This is a genomic window from Microscilla marina ATCC 23134 (assembly GCF_000169175.1).
Taxonomy (GTDB): Bacteria; Bacteroidota; Bacteroidia; order Cytophagales; family Microscillaceae; genus Microscilla; species Microscilla marina.
This window is the reverse complement of sequence record NZ_AAWS01000037.1, coordinates 76,511-96,789: the sequence shown is the minus strand read 5'-3', so window position 1 is coordinate 96,789 and position 20,279 is coordinate 76,511. Positions and strand designations below refer to the sequence as shown.

General features: G+C 38.7%; 16 protein-coding genes. 8 read left to right on the top strand and 8 right to left on the bottom strand.

Annotated elements, in window-relative coordinates:
• The 5 genes from M23134_RS26455 to ispE form a co-directional block, all read right to left on the bottom strand.
• Window positions 1–1,012: ParA family protein (locus M23134_RS26455; RefSeq protein WP_045114376.1), on the bottom strand; the 1,012-nt coding region annotated here is incomplete at its 3' end.
• Window positions 1,013–1,717, bottom strand: coding sequence for a hypothetical protein (locus M23134_RS26450; RefSeq protein WP_002701471.1), 705 nt, complete (start codon window positions 1,715–1,717; stop codon window positions 1,013–1,015). It lies immediately after the preceding gene.
• A 3-nt stretch (window positions 1,718–1,720) separates the two neighbouring features.
• The gene (locus tag M23134_RS26445; RefSeq protein WP_002701470.1) at window positions 1,721–2,302 is read right to left on the bottom strand and encodes a DUF308 domain-containing protein; all 582 of its coding nucleotides are present in this window, start codon (window positions 2,300–2,302) and stop codon (window positions 1,721–1,723) included.
• Window positions 2,303–2,513: 211 nt separating this feature from the next.
• Window positions 2,514–3,368 (bottom strand): formate dehydrogenase accessory sulfurtransferase FdhD, encoded by an 855-nt coding sequence (gene fdhD, locus M23134_RS26440; protein WP_002701469.1) that lies wholly within the window; start codon window positions 3,366–3,368, stop codon window positions 2,514–2,516.
• A gap of 12 nt (window positions 3,369–3,380) precedes the next feature.
• Entirely contained in the window at window positions 3,381–4,190 is an 810-nt protein-coding gene (ispE, locus tag M23134_RS26435) for a 4-(cytidine 5'-diphospho)-2-C-methyl-D-erythritol kinase (protein ID WP_002701468.1), read from the bottom strand.
• A gap of 258 nt (window positions 4,191–4,448) precedes the next feature.
• Here ispE and M23134_RS26430 point away from each other — a divergent pair, with 258 nt between their 5' ends.
• From M23134_RS26430 to uvrC, 5 genes are all read left to right on the top strand, one after another.
• Window positions 4,449–5,636: an IS4 family transposase gene (locus M23134_RS26430; RefSeq protein ID WP_002701467.1), complete on the top strand. Its 1,188-nt coding sequence runs from the start codon at window positions 4,449–4,451 to the stop codon at window positions 5,634–5,636.
• Between the two features lie 437 nt (window positions 5,637–6,073).
• Window positions 6,074–8,803: a T9SS C-terminal target domain-containing protein gene (locus tag M23134_RS26425; protein WP_002701466.1), complete on the top strand. Its 2,730-nt coding sequence runs from the start codon at window positions 6,074–6,076 to the stop codon at window positions 8,801–8,803.
• Window positions 8,804–8,996: 193 nt separating this feature from the next.
• On the top strand, window positions 8,997–9,860 hold the full coding sequence (locus M23134_RS26420; protein ID WP_002701465.1) for a nucleoside hydrolase: 864 nt from the start codon (window positions 8,997–8,999) through the stop codon (window positions 9,858–9,860).
• A 149-nt stretch (window positions 9,861–10,009) separates the two neighbouring features.
• Window positions 10,010–11,008: an aspartate-semialdehyde dehydrogenase gene (locus M23134_RS26415; RefSeq protein WP_002701464.1), complete on the top strand. Its 999-nt coding sequence runs from the start codon at window positions 10,010–10,012 to the stop codon at window positions 11,006–11,008.
• 112 nt (window positions 11,009–11,120) lie between these two features.
• Window positions 11,121–12,926, top strand: coding sequence for an excinuclease ABC subunit UvrC (gene uvrC, locus M23134_RS26410; protein ID WP_002701463.1), 1,806 nt, complete (start codon window positions 11,121–11,123; stop codon window positions 12,924–12,926).
• A gap of 132 nt (window positions 12,927–13,058) precedes the next feature.
• Here uvrC and M23134_RS26405 read toward each other — a convergent pair whose 3' ends face one another.
• Complete coding sequence (locus M23134_RS26405) at window positions 13,059–13,400, bottom strand: DUF6150 family protein (RefSeq protein WP_002701462.1); 342 nt, start codon at window positions 13,398–13,400, stop codon at window positions 13,059–13,061.
• Between the two features lie 237 nt (window positions 13,401–13,637).
• Between M23134_RS26405 and M23134_RS26400 the strand changes: the two genes are divergently transcribed.
• Entirely contained in the window at window positions 13,638–14,681 is a 1,044-nt protein-coding gene (locus tag M23134_RS26400) for a hypothetical protein (protein ID WP_002701460.1), read from the top strand.
• A 43-nt stretch (window positions 14,682–14,724) separates the two neighbouring features.
• On the opposite strand, the gene M23134_RS26395 is transcribed toward M23134_RS26400, so the two are convergent.
• Both M23134_RS26395 and M23134_RS38930 read right to left on the bottom strand, forming a co-directional pair.
• Window positions 14,725–15,216: a nuclear transport factor 2 family protein gene (locus M23134_RS26395; protein ID WP_232296838.1), complete on the bottom strand. Its 492-nt coding sequence runs from the start codon at window positions 15,214–15,216 to the stop codon at window positions 14,725–14,727.
• Window positions 15,217–15,404: 188 nt separating this feature from the next.
• The gene (locus M23134_RS38930; RefSeq protein WP_002701458.1) at window positions 15,405–16,013 is read right to left on the bottom strand and encodes a J domain-containing protein; all 609 of its coding nucleotides are present in this window, start codon (window positions 16,011–16,013) and stop codon (window positions 15,405–15,407) included.
• 544 nt (window positions 16,014–16,557) lie between these two features.
• Here M23134_RS38930 and M23134_RS26385 point away from each other — a divergent pair.
• On the top strand, window positions 16,558–18,600 hold the full coding sequence (locus M23134_RS26385) for a carboxy terminal-processing peptidase (RefSeq protein ID WP_002701457.1): 2,043 nt from the start codon (window positions 16,558–16,560) through the stop codon (window positions 18,598–18,600).
• A 535-nt stretch (window positions 18,601–19,135) separates the two neighbouring features.
• Window positions 19,136–20,185 carry a hypothetical protein gene (locus tag M23134_RS26380; RefSeq protein WP_002701455.1) on the top strand — a complete coding sequence of 350 codons (1,050 nt, stop codon included), beginning with the start codon at window positions 19,136–19,138 and terminating at the stop codon, window positions 20,183–20,185.
• Window positions 20,186–20,279 lie beyond the last annotated feature (94 nt).

Genomic DNA, 20,279 nt, shown 5'->3' with positions numbered 1-20,279 from the left:
GGTTCATTTCTACATTTCGCTGAAAAACGTCCAACAAAGCATACGCAAATATTTTACTCAGGCTTATGTCACCTTGTTGGTGCATTTCCTCTAAGAAGTTGACCGCTATATTTTCAAAATGCTTGAGGTAAGAGCCTTCACTCACCCTTTCGGCGGTAGGCTCAAAGTGAATAGGTTCACCCAAGGCAAAGTCGGCATTATAGCTAAGGGTGGTACGTGAGGCAATCATTTCCAATACGTCTTTGCTCACCATTTTTAGGTCATGGTCTAGCAAATCTATAGTAAAAGCAAAAGCATTTACAAAACGTTTTTTCCATTGGTCGCTTACCTTGCCATATGATTCGTCTATTTTAGACAATACGGGCAATATAAAAGGTTTACGCTTCTTTTCCTGAGTATATTTTGCTTCTACTATTCGCATAGCCATTTGCTTGGCTCCATCAAAGTTTTGTTGGTTGGGTGCCACCAAAATAATGTTCATATCAGGCATGAGCACATTACAAATCCCCGAATAGTCGTTAAAACCCGTGCGGCTGTCTATCAGCACATAATCATATTGTTGCTTAAGTTGTTCTTTAAACCAGAGCAAATAGCTGCCGCCTTCAAACTTGTCATAAAACTCCACCCAGTCAAAATCATCTACTTGCCCGTGAAAACCTTCCTGACGGTAATCTATGGCAGGCATCAAATCTATAACGCCCCCATTGTCGGCTTGTACCAAAGGGCTAATGTAGGTACCATCGGGGGCAATAAAGTCTTGTTCGCTAAAAGTATCAGTCTCTATGCTTCGTACTTTGGCAATGTGGGCGTTAAACAAATCCAGTAAACCCTTACTTTCTATGGTTTGATCAGTTTTATCATAGTAAAAGTGTAAACCAGGCGCCTCCAAATCCCAATCTATCATCAATACCTTGCGCTTGCGATAATAGCACAAATACGCGGCAAGGTTTGCCAGTAAATGGGTGCGCCCCACGCCGCCTTTGTATGAATAGAAAGTAAATATAGTCCCCATTTATAAATCCCCTAGTGATGGTTTGTTTTCAAACTTTTGAGTGGTAGCTTCAAAGCGTGCCAGGTTTTCTTTGTCGCCTATGCCCCTATAGAAGGCAATGTTGGATAAACGCCTAAAAAAATGAATTTTACTGGGAACATCCAATTCTACGTGCACATAACTTTTAAAAAACTCTTGTTCCCAACCGTGGCATAGATCTTCAAATACAGCTTTGATATTACGGGTAGCTACACCACGTGTCTTGGTAGATGATGTAACACAAAGAGGCACCAGGCAAGCCTTGATGTTATTGTGGGCGGTTTCGTCAAACACTTTAGCAAACTGGTTGTTATTGGTTGCCACCAAAGAAAAAGGATCAGCCACCAACACCATTCTGTCTTTGAGCCCTTTGGCTTGCCTTCTAATGGCACGGTTAATACAGGATTCGTCCAAGTAACACACCTTTAAGTTTATTTCAGACAAGCGGCTAAATTCATCCAATAACCCACTGATGGTTGTTGCTTCGCCGAAAGGCTTCCAATGCTTGAGCTCATTGCCATAGTTGCCAGTAGGCACATCTACTATAGCCGAGGGGTTAGTTACCCAGTATTGTTGGGTATGGGTGAGTACCACCACAAACAAATACTCTTTGAATTTGGAGGCATGTTGATGGATGTACACGTTTTCGGTGTTCTCGAAATAGTTTTGGCTATTTATCTCGCGCATAGTTTACTCAGAGTCTTTGGGATTGGTGCGTTGGTCAAGGTTTACAGTACCTGTATCTTCAAAATAATTGGTAGTATGAACAGTACGCCCACTATTGCCCGAAATTGGCGGGTTGACAGAGGCATCTTCATCAACAGTTAAGATACTCTTTAGTTGACTAGCAAATACTGTCAATTGTTGGGCATAGTTTACATCATCTTTTCCTTGAGTAAAAGTAGCCTTTAGCTGGGCATAATTGGGCTTAAGATGGTTGGGCATTCGATCACGCACCTTGTCCAGTTCGTCAAAGGTAGTTACATAATCTCCTTCATTAATCAGGTTTTTAATTTCTTCGTAGGTCATTGTCAAAGGTTTTATGGTTGGAGTTTGATTGTTTGCTTCAATAATACCAAAGGATTGCTCGGGTACAGAAGGTTTTTTGAGCACAAAAAGATAGACACCCAGCAGTAGCATAGGAATGCCTCCACTCAGAATAAAAGTCCAGGGTTCGGCTACATCCCAGCCCTTGAAGGCAAAAATGATGACCCCTGCTACAAAAGCAATGGCACCAGCCAACCATAAAATTTTTTCTTTGTGTTTAAACATCACTACAATATACACCTTTCAAGGAAAAAGCTCAAAACCACCAAGGGTTTGCAAGAAAAAGAACAAGCTAACTGCCTGGTTTTCAAAAACGCTTAGAGTTATTTAAAATTAGCTGAAAAGGTAAAGCCCTCCGAACTTTATTCGGAAGGTTTACAAGTTCGCTAAATCTCGGTTTATCTAATAGGCGTTTTACGCGATTTTTGCTAAAAAATCACATCTGTATACGTGTGGGGTGGGTATATACATTGAATCGTTCATTGCGTAAAAAACCCACCAGTGTCATACCATAGCTTTGGGCAAGCTGTACCGCCAGACTTGAGGGTGCTCCTACCGCCGCTACTACGGGAATCTCAGCGGTCAAAGCTTTTTGTACCAATTCAAAGCTCAACCTACCACTTAACAAAGCAATAGAACGATGAAACACTTCTGCATTGTCTAATTGACTTCCTACCAACTTGTCCATGGCATTGTGCCTACCTACATCTTCACGCATTGCCAAAAGGTGCCCTTTGTTATCAAATAGAGCTGCCGCATGCAACCCACCTGTGTGCTCAAAAACCATTTGTTGGTTTCGCAAACTTGTAGGCAAGCCAAGCAAAATATCAGCCGTTATTATTGGGGCATCTATGGGCAAGTTGGGACAACCAGTAAGCTGAATGGCCTCGATAGAGGTTTTACCACAAACCCCACAACTAGAGTTGGTATAAAACTGACGCTCAAGCCTTTGCAAATCTACTTTTACATGGGGGCGTAAAGTGACTTTTACCACATTGCCCCGTTCTTCAGGTTTTTTCATGCTTTCGCAATGCCTTATTCTGATAATGTCTTTGGGTGATTTGATCAAACCTTCGCTAAACAAAAAGCCTGTAGCAAGCTCAAAATCGTGCCCAGGAGTACGCATAGTTACCGATACTTTGCGTTCGGTGATTTCGTCGTTGGCAATAAAATTCAATTGAATCTCTAGTGGTTCTTCTACTGCCAACAAATCGGGCGATTGAACCAACTCACCAGTCTGGTACTTGTAAATGCTTGCCGGAAAAACGGAGGGTTTGGGCTGATGACTCATAGAGATAAAAATTTAGATAGATAAAGGCTGACTATATACTGTGTATGCTGGCGAAAAATCGGGAGTAACAACTTGGTCGAATATACCAAACAAAGTAGACCCTGACCCTGTCATGCTGGCATATAAAGCCCCTTGCTCATACAACTTAGTTTTGATGGCGGCTATATGGGGGTACTTGGTAAAAACCTGTGGTTCAAAATCGTTTTTAACTTTTTGCTTCCAAACATTTGCTTCAAGTTGCAATGCCTCCTGTAGGTTATCGGTTGCCTCCATAGGGCAAATACCTGCATACGCCTCACCAGTAGACACATGTTGGTTGGGGTATACCAATACCAAAAACTTGTCTTTAAGCTTGATGTCAATTTCTTTGAACTGGTCACCTTTACCAAAACAATACTTAGGTACATTTTCAATAAAAAAAGCACAATCGCTGCCCAATTGGCGGGCATAATCTTGCATTACAATGGCAGTAAGCTTGAGTTCAAACAGGTCGTTCAGGGTTTTAATGGTAAATGCAGCATCAGCAGAGCCTCCTCCTAAACCTGCACCAATAGGAATAATTTTGTGTAAATGAATGTGCACAGGTGGCAGGTCAAAATCGGCACTCAATAAGTGATACGCCTTAAGACAAAGATTTTCGTTGCCGTTGTCAGGGATAGGTATACCGGTTGATTCGAATAATAGCTGGTTGGCGGGCAGTATTTCGAGTATGTCTGTCCACCCTGTAGGGTAAAAACAGGACTCCAGGTTATGAAAACCATCTGAGCGCTTCTCTATAATATTGAGCCCCAGGTTTATTTTAGCATTAGGAAAACTAATCATAAATAATGTACCATTAAATCTATTCAATTCATTCCCCAATAAGGGAATGTTTGAACAGTAAATTCATAATATAACAAGCAAGATTTAGCCCCCTTGCTTCAGTCAAAAACTATATGCTTACTAAATAATACCCAAAGCACGTAAATAGTTGTTTGATATACAAAATTATCCCCGATTCCCAACCTTTTTAGGAGTGTTCAGAGAAATTTTTTAACATATATTGATTGGTTCATCTTCATTCTCCTTATATCTAAATTTATGGGTAAAGTTAGCGTTTCGGATTTATTTTCCCTTCTACCTGATGATTTGCTTGATAACTTAAGTCAGTCTACTGATGTAGATAAGTGGGTAAGCAAATTACCAGGCAAACTATTTATTAAGCTACTGCTATACAGCGTGTTAAACAATGAGCGTCTTAGCCTTCGGGAAATATCATCTGAGATGAGCAATCCTATATTTCAAAGTTTTTCATCTGAGATGGTCGAACAAATGGCTGGTTGGACTGGTATTCGGGAACGTTTGCGGCATATCAAGCTTCCTTTTATCGAGCAGGTATATGAACATTTTTTTGCAGAAGCTCATGCTTTATATGGAGAGAAAAAGCTTCTTGATTACCATATCAAACGTTACGACTCTACTTTGATTAAGGTATTTGGTCATTTATTACAAGGAATGAAAGTAGGTAATACATCTAAAAATAAATTTCAAGTAAAACTGACTACTGAGCACACTGATGGTTTTGGTCTCCGTGTGAGTTTCCATCAAGATCAGGCTCATTTAAGTGAAGAAACCGCCTTGCAAGAACAAATTAATCTGGGAAAACACAGCTCCCAAGATATTATAGTTTTTGATAATGGTTTGAAAGGGCGTCGTAAGTTTAAAGATTTTGATGAAGCATCTATACAGTTTGTGACCAATATAGGTAAAAAGCCCCGTTATCAGGTGAATCGTCCTCATCAGCTCCTAGATCGCCACCACCCTGATTTAGACTTTATACAAGACAGTGTTGTACAATTATTTGAGCGTGGACAACCTACCAATTCAATGGAGCATGAGTTTAGGTTGATAGAGTTTAGAGTTAAGGAAACGGGGAAGCACCTTTTTATCCTGAGCAATCTTTGGGATTTACCCGCAGAAGTGGTGGCTCAGGTTTACTTGATGAGATGGGATATAGAAGTGATTTTCAGGTTTTTAAAACAAGAAATGAACCTTACACACTTTGTTTGTAATGATCTGAATGCTATAAAAGTAATGATTTATGTAAAGCTTATTGCAGCAATGATGATCCTTATTTTTAAACAAAAAAATGCCATCAAAACATATAAAAGAGCCAAAAAACTCTTTTTGGAAGACATCTATCTTTTGATTATAGTAGAAATGATGGAAAGTCCAGACCTGAGTCAATGGTTTCTAAAAAAAGCAAAAAAAAGACTGAAAAGAGAATAGATAATATTTCTCTGAACAGCCCTAACCTTTTATAGGGGATATGTTACTGGCTTTACGTCTCTTTTGCAGTCAGTTCAGCCTTTTAAAGAAAAAACAGGAATATTTGCCAATGGCACCTATATTTAGCGCTTGTCTGCCTCTGGTTTAGGCTTTGAGGTAACTCAAACTGTTTATACAAATACGAGTTTTCGCACATCCTTTCAAACTTCCTGCAAAGGTTGTTTGTTATGCAGACCGGAGCCTCTGGTATAAAACCTGTTTTTTATTCATCCTGTTTTTGGCAAAGTATATCTGGAAAGAGTTCGCCTGCACAGCAACTACCAGTAAAATTGTCAAGATATTTCATTATTTTCACCAAATGTTGAGTATTTGAGCAGTAATGACAGTTACTAATACAGGGCACTTGACCAATAGCTTAAAATAACAGAGAACAAAATATGCAAAGAATACATCATTTCAGAAATATACCCTACACATTAGGCTTGCTTTTTACTATGTTGCTGGTGTCTTATTCGGTACAGGCAACCCACTTGAGAGCAGGGCAAATCACTGCTGAACGTATCTCCAGTGTAAGCCTTACCTATAGAATTACTGTTACCATTTACATGGACCGTGGACAAGGCAATGCAGATAGTCCTTCGCTTAATGTGTTTTTTGGTGATGGTAATAGTGCAGAAGTACAAAGAGTGACCGAAGAAGCTATTGGTAACAACACTACACGTAATATTTATGTGATAGAACACACTTACCCTTCTCCACAAGCTTATACCATTTACTTTGCAGAAGAAAACCGCAACGCTGGAGTATTGAATATGATCAACTCGGTGGATACTCCTTTTTCGGTAGAAACCAGGCTCTTAATAGACCCTTTTGTTGGTTTAAACGACACTCCCATCTTATTGGCTGACCCAATTGACTTGGCTTGTGTAGGGCAGAAATTCACCCACAACCCTGCTGCTTTTGACCCAGACGGTGACAGCCTTTCGTTTACGCTTACCGTACCCAACCAAGACATCGAGAAAGTAGTCAATGGCTATGCAGACCCATCAAGCGCTTCATTTGGGGGTAGAACTGAAGCTGGCGGCACCCCATTTTTTAGAATTGACCCCTTTACTGGTACACTTACGTGGGATTCGCCTGGCGCTGCCGGAGAATATAACATTGCCTTTAAGGTGGAAGAGTGGCGCAATGGGGTAAAAATAGGCTCTATTGTTCGAGATATGCAAATTATAGTATTAGACTGTAACAATGAACGTCCTCGGCTGTTGCTGCCTCAAGACACTTGCGTAGAAGCCAACAGTGAAATCCTCAAAACGATTAGAGCAAATGATCCTGATGGACACCCAGTCAGGATTACTGCTGAGAGTGGTATTTTGGAGTCTGGGTTTAACCCCAGGGCAACCTTTGGTCCTACTAACTTTCAAACTGGTGGTATTCCCCAAGGTACGTTTAGGTGGACACCATCTTGCGAAAATATCAGGGAACAACCCTATCGGGTCATTTTCAAGGCAGAAGACAATCCTACCATAGAAAGCCCTCTGGTAGATGTAAAAGCCTGGCGTATCACTGTAGTAGGGCCTCGTCCGGTGGGGCTTACTGCTACGCCTGCCGGCAGAAGTATTACCCTGAATTGGTCAGACTACAGTCTGATTTGCGCCAATGCCAAAGAACTGATCATTTGGCGCAAGGAGGGTTGTTCTACCTGGGAACCACTCTGCGAAGTAGGAGTGCCTGCTGGACTAGGTTATCAAGAGGTAGGCAGGGTGCCTGCCAGTCAAACTACTTTTACTGATAGCCAAAGGCTTAAAAAAGGGCTCAAATACAGTTATCGTATTTCAGCAGTATTCCCAGAGCCATCTAATGGTCAAAGCCGGGCATCGCAAGAGGTGTGTGTGAGTTTACCACTTGATATTCCTATTGTTACCAATGTTACAGTAGACCAGACCAGCGCAACTACCGGACAAATTACGATCAAATGGACTAAGCCGCCAGTAGCAAACTCTACTGATAATTACAAATATGACTTATACCATTTTGTAGGCATTAGGGGAGAAGATTCTACCCGAACTGATTCAACCAAGTTATTGACGCTTTCGGCTGATACTTCGTTCATTCACCAAAATATCAATACATTAGACACAGGGCATACTTATAGAGTACTGGCTTATATAGACAATGGCACTCCTATTTTTGACGATTACTCTGAGTTAGCATCCAGCGTAGACTTGACTGCCGTATCGGCTCCTAGTAGTATTAAACTCAACTGGACTTATGATGTGCCCTGGGCAAATATCAAACACTTGATTTATCGCCAGGCAAGCCCTGGAGGGGCTGTTCACCTGATAGACTCATTGCCTCAGAGTAGCTCAAACAAACTGGAATATTTTGACAAGGGTACTTTCCAAGACCGTAAACTAGATACCGATAGTACGTACTGTTATTATATTCTCACAGTGGGTACTTACTCAAACCCAGACATAAAAATTGCTGACCCTGATTCTTTAGCTAATTTATCACAGGTTGCCTGTGCACAACCTACCGATACTACCGCACCTTGTCCACCACGGCTTGCCATTGACTCTATTAAATGTGAAAGCTTTAACGATCAGGCCTTGTTGCAAAATAGCCTGAGTTGGACGCCTGTTATTAATATACCAGCTGGTTGCGACGATGATATAGTACAATACAAATTGTATTTCAGACCTACTAACCAAGGTGATTTTACTCTGCTGACAAGTCTCACTCAAGGCGAACTGAGTTATATACATGCCAACCTTACTTCGCTGGCAGGCTGTTATTATGTTACAGCAGTCGATCGCCTAGACAATGAAAGTGACCCAAGTAATATTGTTTGTCAAGATAACTGCACGTACTATGAATTGCCTAATATTATAACTCCTAACAAGGATGGTAAAAACGATGTGTTTCGCCCCTTCCCTACTCCACGCTTTGTTGAGTCGGTGGAGTTTAAAGTATATAACCGCTGGGGTGTAAAAGTATTTGAGATCAGTGATAATATTATGCTTGACTGGGATGGTAGTAGCAATGGCTCCGACCAAGTGTTACCATCTGGTATGTATTATTATTCTGCCAAAGTAAAATTTATCACGCTTGACCCTAACAACTCGGTACAAAAACTGAAAGGTTGGATAAAGTTAAGGAAGTAATGATGTTATGGTTCTTCAATTAACTAAACGGTTAGCCGAAAAGCCATTAAAAATCAGGCTTTTGGTTAGCTTAAGAAACAGTTGAAGCTGTTGGCAAAACATTTTTTCACAGCTTCAGCCAATGTATGTTCAGATTTACTGTGCCCAGCATATGGGTGTGGTAGCCTATTGTAATTATGATTAGTTTGACTAAATGAATGTTTTATTTGATATGGAAACGGGTGACCCAGATGATGCGGTCACCCTTTGTTTTTTGATAGCCCACCCTTTGGTAAGTTTGAGGGCAGTAACTGTAACACCTGGCACCAACGAACAAGTAGGTTTGGTACACCATATATTGCAAGCAACCAATCATGCCGCCATTCCTGTGGGCAGTTATCGTCCTGAGTATGAAAAAAACTGCATGTCGCTATTTCATAGGCGTTGGTTGGGCAACTTTGATGATCAACTACCTGATGCAGAGGGGCATCAAATAATTAAAGAAACACTGGAGGCTTACCCTGATTTGGTGATCATCACAGGAGCACCACTCAAAAACTTTGGAGCATTGGAAGTAAGTCAACCTATAGAAACATGGGTAGCCCAAGGTGGGTTTGCTGGCGACAATGTGGTGCCTCCTATGTATCGCTTGCCTAAGTTTAATGGGATGCAGTTTTGCCCTACTTATAATTTTAACGGAGCACCCAACGAAGCACTCAAGATGTTGAACGATGTAACTATCAATGACCGCTTTTTGGTTTCTAAGAATGTATGTCATGGAGTAGTATACAATGAGGAGTTTCATGAGCTATTGACTCCTCAACGGCACTTACACCTTGGTTATGAGCTCATTTACAAGGGAATGAAATTGTATCTATCTAAGAAAAAGGCTGGTAAAAAATTTCACGATCCATTGGCTGCCTGCGTGGCAATAGATCCTGATATTTGTATTTTCAAAGAAGTGAAAATGATTAAAAAAGGAGGTAAATGGGGTTCAGAACCTCAAGAGGGCACAAATACTTATATTTCCATTGGGGTAGATCAAGATAGGTTTAGGAAAGTATTTTTACAGTTATAAACTTGCAAATACTTAAAATATTTCAATATAATGTTATAATTTAACCTTGCTACACCCAAACTACAGCTATATTTAGTTTTATAATCATTGGCTTTTGCGTAATTTGGCTGTTGTTGACAACAAACACTAAATTTAAATATAATAATACAATGAGAATAGCTGTAGTAGGCGCCACTGGTTTGGTTGGTGGCGAAATGTTGAAAGTACTGGCAGAACGCCAGGTTCAAATCACAGAATTGATTCCGGTTGCCTCTGAAAGGTCAGCAGGTAAAAAGATTACTTTCAAAGGTAAAGAATACACCATAGTAGGGATGAAGGCAGCTATTGAACTCAAACCTGACATCGCTATTTTCTCAGCAGGAGGTAGCATTTCTTTAGAGTTTGCCCCCCAATTTGCCGCAGTAGGTACTATAGTCATTGACAACTCATCGGCTTGGCGAATGAGCCCAGAACACAAGCTGGTTGTTCCTGAGATCAACGCTGGTTTACTTACCAAAGAAGATAAAATCATTGCCAACCCTAATTGTTCTACCATCCAAATGGTAGTAGCCTTGGCTCCCCTTCATAAAAAATACAAAATAAAGCGTATAGTAGTATCTACTTACCAAAGTGTTTCAGGATCAGGCATTAAGGCGGTAAACCAAATGGAGGCTGAACGCAAAGGTGAAGAAGCTGAACCTGCTTACCCTCACGCTATTGACAAAAATGTGCTCCCTCACATTGATGTATTCCTTGACAATGGCTACACCAAAGAAGAAATGAAGATGGTGAACGAAACCAAAAAAATTATGGGGGATGACAACATTCAGGTGACAGCTACTGCGGTACGCATTCCAGTAGTAGGTGGGCACTCTGAGGCGGTAAATGTGGAGTTTGAGCAGGACTTTGATTTGAAAGATGTACGTGACTTGATGGCTAACACACCTGGTGTGGTTTTGCAAGACGACGTACAAAATAATGTGTACCCTATGCCATTGGATGCACACGGAAAAGACGAAGTGTTTGTAGGGCGTTTGCGTAGAGATGAAACCCAACCTAATACACTAAATATGTGGATTGTGGCTGATAACCTACGCAAAGGTGCAGCTACCAATGCAGTACAAATTGCCGAATACCTGATTGATCAGTTTTGGTCGGTAAAAGCATAAAGTAAGTCATTTTTTATTTTATTTGAAAGCCTTCGGAAGAACTTCGGAAGGCTTTATTTTGTTGACAAAACAAATTATATTGGTCACTCAAACTCAGTCCAACCTTTAGAATATGAGCCAAATAGAAGCTACCCTAAAACAACTCCCAACTAATGCTGGAGTGTATAAGTTTTTTGATAAAAATAATGTTTTGCTGTATGTAGGCAAGGCCAAAAATCTGAAAAACAGGGTAAATAGCTATTTCAACAAATCGGCTCAGCATAATCGTAAAACAATCAACCTGGTCAAGCAAATTGCCCACGTTGACTACACCGTTGTAAACAGTGAATTTGATGCTTTATTGCTGGAAAATAACCTAATAAAAAACTATCAGCCTAAGTATAACATTCTGCTAAAAGATGATAAAACCTACCCTTATATACTGATTACCAACGAACCTTTTCCGAAACTGGTAGTCACACGCAAACTTGAAAAAAACAAAGGACGTTTTTACGGTCCGTTTACCAACTTAAAGGCAATGAATGCCATTGTAGAACTTATTAGAGAGCTATACACCATAAGAACTTGCAACTTGCACTTGTCAAAGGAAAACATTCAACAAAATAAATTTAAATTATGCCTGGAATACCATTTAGGCAATTGCCAGGCACCCTGCGAAGGTTTGCAAAGTGAAGAGGACTATTTAAAAGACCTGGAGCACGCCAAGCACATTATGAAAGGTAATATTCATATTGTAAAAACTTACCTCAAGGAGCAAATGCTTGCCTACGCCGAAAAACTGGAGTTTGAAAAAGCCGAATCACAAAAACAAAAACTTGCTTCACTAGATAAGTTTCAGAGCAAATCGTTGGTGGTAAACCCCAACAAAGTAATAGATACGGATGTGTTTTCTATTATTTCAGATGAAAACTATTCCTATGTCAATTTCCTTAAGATTAAGAATGGGGCAATTATCCACACGCAAAGTATAGAAATAGCTAAAAAACTGGACGAAACCGAAGAAGAGATTTTGACCTTGGTAGCATTTAACCTGCGCGATACCATTGGAAGCAATGCTCCAGAGATTATAACAAATCTGCCACTTAATATCAGTGATGACCGGTTTACCAATACTATTCCAAAGATTGGTGACAAAAAGAAACTACTCTCGCTTTCGCAAAAGAATGTGCTGTATTACAAAAAAGAAAAAATTCAACAACGTTTATTACGCCAAGGCAAAGACAAAAGTAGAGTGGTATTGGAAGAGCTTCAACAGGTACTCAGAATGAAAGAATTACCGCGTCATATCGAATGTTTTGACAATTCAAATATCCAGGGGATCTACCCAGTAGCATCTATGGTTTTCTTTCGCAATGGTTTTCCTTACAAAAAGGGATACCGTCACTTTAACATCAAAACAGTCGTGGGACCAGACGACTTTGCATCGATGAAAGAGATTGTCCACCGACGGTATAAAAGGTTATTGTACGAAAAAGCCGAGTTACCCCAATTGATTGTAATAGATGGTGGCAAAGGGCAATTGAGTGCTGCTTGTGAAGCATTAAAAGAACTTGATTTGTATGGCGAAATCACCATCATCGGTATTGCCAAAAAGCTGGAAGAGATTTATTTCCCAGAAGATAGTATTCCTTTGCACATTAGTAAAAAGTCACCTGCACTTAAATTATTACAAAAAGTAAGGGACGAGGCACACCGTTTTGCTATTGAGTTTCATCGCAATAAAAGAAGTAATGATAGTCTGCACTCGGAACTGGAAGCAATAGAAGGAGTAGGAGAAAAAACAATTACCAGTTTACTCAGACACTTCAAAACAGTGAATAATGTGGCGCAGGCATCAACACAAGAAATTGCAAAAGTAGTAGGCAAGGCTAAAGCAAACTTGATTAGGGCTTATTTTGAGAGTAAAGAACAAGAGTAGTGATGCTCCTTACTACCAATAAACGCATCTAACAGTTAAGCAACAATCATTATTCATCAGTCAAAACGCCCTGCTTAAGCAAAAAAGGCAAAGCTCAGCTTTACCTTATATTTATCTTCAAACAGTTTTCAATTATTTTAACAAGTGCTGTTTAGAGCGATTACGCCATCCAGCATCGTACTTGCTTGATGCAAAATATACTTTGAGGTCAGCATCATATTTCGATTTCACAAAAAAGACCTTCTTTTTAGCATTATATTTCGAGTTTGTAAAAAACCATCGCCCGTCTTTATCAGCATCGTATTTACTTTTTACTTCATATACTACCAAATCGGCATCATACTTACTGTTTACCGCAAATACTTTAATATCGGCATCGTATTTACTCCCTACCTTAAATACAGTTTGGGCAAAAGCGCCAAAAGTAGTAATGATCAACAAGCAAATGGTGGTTAATAGTAGTTTTTTCATCATTTTATTTTTTTATATTCAATAATTCCTGTCAGTATGTTAAACGATGAAAAGGGTAAAAAGGTAAATTTTTATACAAATACCCGTCAATATCCAACAAACCCCTGTTTAAGGTTCCACTAAACTCACTTAAGGTTACCAAACCTCTGAACAATTTTCTGGCATACACCCTATAATTAACCAGAAATAATATCTTTGTGTATATACTCTGACTATCAATCAAAACTTTACTAAATCATTATGTTAAACACTGCCACCCTGGATATTGTCATTGCGTTGGCATTTACCTACTTTATTCTTGCCCTCATGGTGTCTTCTATCAATGAGGGTATATCCAATGTGCTGAATATGCGAGGTAATATGCTCAAAAACTCGCTTTTTAACCTGTTTTATAAGTCTGACAATGACCAAACAGTTACTGCTAAAGATATTACCCAAGAGTCCTCCAAGGAAGTAGATCCTGACTGGCAAAATTGCTTAAAAAAAATCATTGATACCCCTTTTATAGACTCTCTCAGGAGTAAAGCAGATAAATTTCCTAAGTATATCCCTCCCAAAAACTTTGTACTGGCTATGATGCAGTTTTTGAAGGAACAAATCAATAACCATGATGAACATAATTTTTTGAATCAACTGAAGATCAAACTTGAAAAAAATGAGATAGAAATGATTCAGGGGAAGTTCAAAGCAAAACTGCTGGAGTTTATAGACAGGTCTCAAAATAATGTTGAGGCTTTCAAACAAGAAATTGAAGATTTTTACACCAATTCGGTAGACCACCTGCGCGACTGGTACCGTCGTAAGGTAAAGTTATTGATGTTTTTGTATGGTTTGCTCATAGCAGCTGCGTTTAATGTAGATACTTTTTATATAGGTAAGACCTTATGGCAAAACCCTAATCAAGCAGTGGAGTTTTTGGCTACTATGCAAAATTATAAGACAAACCCTAAAGGTAGCACCACCACTGATAGTACCATTCAACGGGTAGTGCAAAACACTGTAAAAGATATTGGAAAAAACTATGCACTACTTAAACCATTGCCTATAGGCTGGAACAAGACCAAAGCAAAAGAAACCACTAGTGACTTTTGGGCAATCATACACAAAGTATTTGGCTGGTTAGTTACCGCAATGGCAGTATCTTTAGGGGCTCCCTTTTGGTATGAATTATTCAATAAACTATTAAGTGTACGTAAGTCGATAGCACCCGCAGCCACTACTACCAGCCCTGCCCCTCCTCCACCTAAAAACGGAACAGAGGTGCAGGAACAATCACAAGATTAGTATATTCATTTGTTAAGCCCCTGACTAAACTAACTCAGGGGTTTTATTTTTCCTGGTATTCGGGGTGCTTTTTGATAAAACTGTGTAAGCTAATCAGGGCTGTTTTACGCACTTTATTTTGCAAAAATGAAGACCACCCCAGCAAGTATCCCATAGGTCCCAGAGCCATTTGGCTCCAGCGATAAAAAGGAAAGAAATCTTCATGTTGAATAATTTTCCCATCCTGAAACCAAAACTTTGCCTCTATTTTATTGTGTACTTTGCGCCCAGTAGATGAAAAGGTATAAATGGGTTCCCAGTGACAACTCCCGGTTGACTCGCTTGCCTCTACATCCTTAAAGGTGAGTGTAAAATCTTTGGCACGACTACACAACATATGCCACATTGCCTGGGTTTGTTTACTAGTCAGATTTTTAAATGCTGAATCTGAAAAAGTAGCATCACTAGCATAACAAGTATTCATTGTTTTGTAATCGAGCTTGCTAAATGCCTCATAAAATGTTTGAATAAGTGCTTGATTATTTGCTGACATCATTGGTGTGTATTTGGGGAGGTGTAGTGTTCAATAATTTTTATTTATTTCCAAAGTTATCATATTCCCCGAAAGGGTGCAATAGAATTAGTATATAAATACTAACTATGGGTTTAAAGAGGTATAACAGCATTAAATAAAAGGCTATTCTGTTAAAAAATTATAAAGCATTGAAATATATCAAAGATTAACTATACCATATCGTTTAAGATAAGGAAGATAATAACAAGCCAAACTACCAACATACCTACCACAATAATTGTCACTTGTTTGCCTCTTTTTTGGGCTTTTGCTACTTCATCTACTGGCTTAGTGTACATTGCTTGTTCTTCACGAAGCTTGGCTTGGTTGCGTTTAAAAGCTTCTTGAAAGCTTTTTTTCTGATCCTGTTGTTCTTTGGCTTTTTCTTCTTGGTATTGTTGGTGAATCTCCTTTTGTTTCTTAAGGAATGCACTTCTAAACATGTCAAATCTCTCAGCAGAGGTTTGGGGCATTTCGGCCGATTGAGGAGAGGGTGGTTGTTGTTTGGAGTGTGGTTTCACATTACGGCGATCACGTGTGAGGTGCCTTAATTGTAGTGCCTGCAAATAAATAAAATGCTGATCATACGTTGCTTTTTCCTGTTCATTTGATAATATGCGATACGCTTCTTGTATTTCTCTAAACTTATCGGCGGAGTAATAAGGATTGCGTGTGTTTTTGTCAGGGTGGAATTTTTTTGCTAGGTTATAATAGGCACTTTTGATTGCTTCAATATCAGCACTTGATGGTATGTCTAAAATTTGATAATAGTCTTTCATAAAAATGATATTTTACAGAAAATGAATCACATTTGATATGAGACATACCTCAATGATAATAATGCTTTACTGATAGGTTTATAATCAAATATATTAAAAACTTTCCAAAACTAGGGATAAAACTTGTACATCTTAAACGATCGTTTGGGGGTTTTATGCTAGAACAACCAACAGGCAGTGGACATTTGAGTAAGGTCAAAAAACTTTTTTCGGAGGTTGGTTTGGTTATTTTCTGCTTTTTACACTGTTGATAAAGGGGTTTTACCCAAAAGCTATACACAAACTACATGAAAAGTACTATCTTAGTTTGGCAAACCAGGCATCAGACTTATAACCCATCACACCTGTTGCCCGTTAATAAGGCAAATATTCTAACAGGGTATTTACATCATTTTATTGTTGTTTGTTCTCTGCTTACTTACATCAATAATAAAAATAGATACAAGATTGTAGAGATAGCAACACATCTATGCACCAGCACAATGCGTATATATATTTTTTAACCCAAATAATAAAGTGAGATTTGTATAACCATCATTATAATATGAAAAAAGCCATAATATTCTTATCACTTTTGGTGATTATCGCAGGTTTTGTATTTTATACACCACCAAGTCAATTTGGCCACAATATTGACCCAAGAGACTCTTCTAAAAAACTTAAACCAGAAAAAATTCATACCCAAAAAGCCCGCATTGTAAGCGGTATCATCAATTTTCATCATTACCGTCAAATGAAATTCAACGATTCATTGTCGGTAGTCATGTTTAACTCTTACATCAAGTCGCTAGACAATAGCAAGCTCTATTTCTTAAAATCTGACATCGAAGAATTTAAGAAATACCGCTACTACCTTGACGATGACTTGCAAGTGGGTAAAGTAGATGTAGCCTATAAAATATTTAATCGTTTTCGCACGCGCTTCCTAAGTCGTATCAAAAAAAATCTTCAAACCATTCAAAAAGATTTTGATTTTACTAAAGATGAATCATACGAGACAAATCGTGACAATGCCGAATGGAGCAGTTCTAAAGCTATGCTGGATAAGGTGTGGGACAAAATGCTTAAGCACCAGTTTTTAGGCTTACGCCTAAGCAAAAAGAAAGATACTGAAATACGTAAGTTGTTGAAAAGACGATTTGAAAACTATAAAAAAAATGTCATACAATACACGGCAGAAGATGTTTTTCAAATATACATGAATGCTTTATCTGAAACTTACGATCCTCACACCAACTACTTTTCGCCTATATCATCTGACAATTTCAAGATCAGAATGAGTAAATCTCTTGAAGGTATAGGTGCTGTATTGAGTACTGAGGGAGACTACACTGTTATACGCTCGGTACGCCCTGGTGGACCTGCTTTTAAAACTAAAGCGTTGCACCCCAATGATAAAGTAATAGGAGTAGCCCAAGGTGATAAGAAAGAATTTATTGATGTAGTAGGCTGGCGAGTAGATGAAGTAGTACAGCTAATACGTGGACCTAAAGGTTCTATAGTAAGGTTAAAATTACTTAAACATGATGCTACAACTGATAGTGAGCCTCAGGTGTTACGTATAGTACGGGATAAAATAAAACTTGAAGAACAAAAGGCTTCTAAAAAAATTATCAAACTTGACCACAACGGCAAAGCATTCAAAATAGGGGTTATTCACATTCCTTCATTTTACCTTGATTTTGACGCTTATCAAGCAGGGCAAAAAGATTATGCAAGCACCAGTAATGACACACGTCGTTTGATAAAAGAGCTACAAAAAGAAAAAGTAGATGGCATTTTGATCGATTTACGCTATAATGGTGGTGGATCGCTCAAAGAAGCGGTTGACTTGACTGGTTTGTTTATCAAGGAAGGACCAGTGGTACAAGTACGTGACTCACGTGGAAAAATAGAGGAGCTAAAAGATAAAAACAAAGAGCAGGTTTACGCTGGTCCTTTGGGAGTATTGGTAAACCGCTATAGTGCCTCAGCCTCAGAAATTTTTTCAGGTGCTATTCAAGATTATAACCGGGGGATAATTATAGGTGAGCAAACTTATGGTAAAGGTACTGTACAAAATGTAATTAATCTGGACAGGTTTGTTCAAGATAAAACAAAAAAAGCAGGACAATTGAATTTAACCTTGGCTAAGTATTATAGAATTACAGGAAGTAGTACCCAAAACCAAGGGGTCACTCCTGACATTAAGTTGCCGTCAGTATACCTAAGCAACGAAGTAGGCGAAAGCTCTCAACCCAGTGCTTTACCTTGGGACGAAATAAAGTCGGCTAGTTTTGCGGCTACTAATCATATTACACCCAAAATGAAAGACAAGCTCCGACAATATTACCAACAACGTTTGAAAACTGACGAAGATTTACAGCGATTGTTAAGTGATATTAAAGAAATAAGGGTTGAACGCAAACGTACGGTAGTGTCTTTGAATGAAAAAATAAGGCTTACCAAAAAAGCAGAGTGGGATAAAAAAGAGCAGGAACGCAAAGCACGCGATAAGAAGCTACATAAGAAAGAAAACCGGGATGTGTTCTTACAGAATGGCGGTCAAATATTGTCGGAAATGATTCGTGTAAACGGTGGACAATAAGTAATGTGAATCATAACCAAGCTATTCCCTGAGAACACAGTTCATCGGAAATCACGCTAAATGCGAAAATTTAAACAAGTTCTAACGGCAAGGATTCTGAGAAACCTTGCCGTTGTTTTTTTTTGCAAATATATTGCTGGCAAAACCTGCCTTATTAGAATATAGTACAGCTCTTTTGCCAAATACTAAATACACAATACTTGAACCTCAACTACCCTTACTTCCCCTCTGTAGATTGAGAACTTTATAGTGCCTACTTCCTTTAGCTCCTTATAAACCCTTATTTTTAAAAACCCAGTGTTTATACGCTTACATCGTCCTTTCACAAAACCTATATTTGTAACCTAAAAAAGTTGCACAGCACTATTGACTCCATAAAAAGCGAGTGTAAGCTTGCTGGTTAGCGTGAGTTAAACCTTCATAAAGTAACCAATTGCTTGAAGGGCATCATTAAAATATCTGAGCAACATACCCATTCCAACTTATATAATACATTCTCAACCGCTGAACCTTTAGTTCATAAAATTGCACATTTATGTTAAGATTAGGCATTCTAAACTTCCGCCGAAAAAAATATAGTCAAACGAAAGTGATTGACAAAGAATTGAGACACCATATCATAAGCAAACTCCCCACAAGATTGGACACAACTACTGCTGCCACTTTTGTTGAAAGTAAACAACCTTTTATGTCAGACTTTCACTGGGGCATAAAAGTTCAAGAGCAAAATCAAATACAAACAATTATCAATATTCTCTTAAACAAAGACTATTTGCAACAAGAAACAGACAGCACTTTCTCACCCAAAAAACTTTTTGCTACTTTTAATAAGCATCAATCAACTGAAAAAAATACCGTGTTGATAGAAACCAGGGGTAAGCTAATCAATGCTAGTCATGCACTCCTGTTGGCCAGCAAAACCAATACAGAAGTTATACTGGCAGGACAACCCTTACCAATAGCCCATGCCTTATGGTTGTATAAAAAAACCTTTAAAATTACACTACCCCAAAACCTCCATATCATAGTAAATGGTTATCTTTCATCCATTGGGCTACGAGATTACATCCTAAACGATTTGGGTGCAAACATGAACATTGAATGGGCTTGTTACTACGGCAATACTACCACAGGGTACCTTAAAGCACCTCTTAATGAGTGTAATGGCTTCGGGACAATAAATGGTCAAAACACTGATGCATTTATTCATAAAGGGTTGCTTTATTTAACCAGAGAAAAACATTCACTCACAATAAATACAGGAGATCGGGCAGATGAAATTGATGGTAGGTTTTATTTAAAACCGAAAAATGAGCTTGAAGCTTGGGTTTTAAACTGGGAGCAAGAGAATTGGCAATACCTTACAGGTAATACTACAATGCAAGATGGCATTATTTATTTACAGTGCCGTGAAGACGATACTCACAAGGCAAAACAAAAACTCATCTTTGAAATACCCACGCCTATGTATCATTTTTTAGGCTTTGAGGAGTTTCAAACGAGGTTTAATGTCTTATTAAACCTACACAAACCGAAATATTTAAACTATCATTCAACAATCAAAAATTATACAGCTTCACCTTAGTTTAGTTAGCTCTTGGTGTAACTCATCGTCATCCACAACCCCTCATTTGTTATTATTCACCCATAAGAAAAGTACCCAAACACTATTTTTCTCT

Bases quoted from the DNA above. Each gene is read 5' to 3' on its own strand.
- M23134_RS26450 (WP_002701471.1), bottom strand. From the start codon at position 1,717: ATGCGCGAGATAAATAGCCAAAACTATTTCGAGAACACCGAAAACGTG.
- M23134_RS26445 (WP_002701470.1), bottom strand. From the start codon at position 2,302: ATGTTTAAACACAAAGAAAAAATTTTATGGTTGGCTGGTGCCATTGCT.
- fdhD (WP_002701469.1), bottom strand. From the start codon at position 3,368: ATGAGTCATCAGCCCAAACCCTCCGTTTTTCCGGCAAGCATTTACAAG.
- ispE (WP_002701468.1), bottom strand. From the start codon at position 4,190: ATGATTAGTTTTCCTAATGCTAAAATAAACCTGGGGCTCAATATTATA.
- M23134_RS26430 (WP_002701467.1), top strand. From the start codon at position 4,449: ATGGGTAAAGTTAGCGTTTCGGATTTATTTTCCCTTCTACCTGATGAT.
- M23134_RS26425 (WP_002701466.1), top strand. From the start codon at position 6,074: ATGCAAAGAATACATCATTTCAGAAATATACCCTACACATTAGGCTTG.
- M23134_RS26420 (WP_002701465.1), top strand. From the start codon at position 8,997: ATGAATGTTTTATTTGATATGGAAACGGGTGACCCAGATGATGCGGTC.
- M23134_RS26415 (WP_002701464.1), top strand. From the start codon at position 10,010: ATGAGAATAGCTGTAGTAGGCGCCACTGGTTTGGTTGGTGGCGAAATG.
- uvrC (WP_002701463.1), top strand. From the start codon at position 11,121: ATGAGCCAAATAGAAGCTACCCTAAAACAACTCCCAACTAATGCTGGA.
- M23134_RS26405 (WP_002701462.1), bottom strand. From the start codon at position 13,400: ATGATGAAAAAACTACTATTAACCACCATTTGCTTGTTGATCATTACT.
- M23134_RS26400 (WP_002701460.1), top strand. From the start codon at position 13,638: ATGTTAAACACTGCCACCCTGGATATTGTCATTGCGTTGGCATTTACC.
- M23134_RS26395 (WP_232296838.1), bottom strand. From the start codon at position 15,216: ATGATGTCAGCAAATAATCAAGCACTTATTCAAACATTTTATGAGGCA.
- M23134_RS38930 (WP_002701458.1), bottom strand. From the start codon at position 16,013: ATGAAAGACTATTATCAAATTTTAGACATACCATCAAGTGCTGATATT.
- M23134_RS26385 (WP_002701457.1), top strand. From the start codon at position 16,558: ATGAAAAAAGCCATAATATTCTTATCACTTTTGGTGATTATCGCAGGT.
- M23134_RS26380 (WP_002701455.1), top strand. From the start codon at position 19,136: ATGTTAAGATTAGGCATTCTAAACTTCCGCCGAAAAAAATATAGTCAA.